This is a genomic window from Rhizobium sp. UFLA01-1127, assembly GCF_059803845.1.
The window spans coordinates 1-1,145 of sequence record NZ_JAUQTZ010000295.1 but is presented as its reverse complement, the minus strand read 5'-3'; the positions used below and the strand labels follow the sequence as shown (position 1 = coordinate 1,145).

General features: G+C 60.5%; 1 protein-coding gene. It reads right to left on the bottom strand.

What is annotated here, in order from left to right; genetic code table 11:
• Nucleotides 1-1,145 (bottom strand): Re/Si-specific NAD(P)(+) transhydrogenase subunit alpha (locus tag Q4Q11_RS31825; protein ID WP_498571981.1); only part of this gene is annotated, 1,145 nt, incomplete at both ends.

The window sequence follows — 1,145 nt, the reverse complement described above, 5'->3', positions numbered from 1 at the left end:
GTCAGCTCTTTTGCTTTTTCTTGTCGTTTCTGGGCTGCGATCGCCTGGATCTTCGGCGGTGGCGGCGGATAGGTGATCTCGCCATCGAAGGCTACAGTGGCTCCGCGAATAACATCGTCTTCCATGTTATGGACGAGAACGCCATCCTTCTTCGGGGTCAGGTCCGTCATCATGTGGCGGATGTTCGTCGAATAGAGGGTCGAGGCCTGCGCGGCCATGCGGCTTGGGAAATCAGTGTAGCCGATGACGGTGACGCCGTTCTCAGAAACGATCTTCTGATCCGGAACGGTCAGGTCGCAATTCCCGCCGCGTTCCGCCGCAAGGTCTACCACCACGGAGCCTGGTTTCATCGCAGCGACCATGTCGGCAAGCCAGAGCTTCGGCGCGTCGCGGCCCGGGATCAGCGCCGTGGTGATGACAATATCGATCTGTGGCGCGATCTCGCGAAACTTTTTTAGCTGCGCTTCGCGAAATTCCGGGCTCGACGGGGATGCATAGCCACCCGTTGTCGCACCGTCCTGCTGCTGTTCCTTGAAATCGAGGAAGACGAATTCCGCACCCATCGATTCGATCTGCTCGGCCACTTCGGGGCGGACGTCGAATGCGTAGGTGATGGCGCCGAGCGAAACGCTGGTGCCGACGGCGGCAAGACCGGCGACGCCAGCGCCTATGACCAGAACCTTGGCCGGCGGGATCTTGCCGGCCGCGGTTACCTGGCCGGTGAAGAAGCGGCCGAAATTATTGCCGGCCTCAATCACGGCGCGATAGCCTGCGATGTTGGCCATGGAGGACAGCGCGTCCATCTTCTGGGCGCGGGAGATACGCGGCACCATGTCCATGGCAATCACGCTTGCGCCCTTTTCCCTGGCCTGCTCCAGCAGGTCCTTGTTCTGCGCAGGATAGAAGAAGGAGATCAGCGTCTTGTTACTCGAAAGCCTTGCTATGTCGCTTGGCTCCGGCGGGCGCACCTTGGCGATAACGTCTACGCTCGCAAAAAGCGCCTCAACGCTGTCGACGATCGTCACACCGGCTGCGCGATAGGCGTCGTCGGAAAAACCGGCAAGTTTGCCGGCCCCGGTTTCGATGGCACATTGATATCCGAGTTTCTGAAGCTGGGTGGCGCTGTCCGGCGTCATCGCGACGCG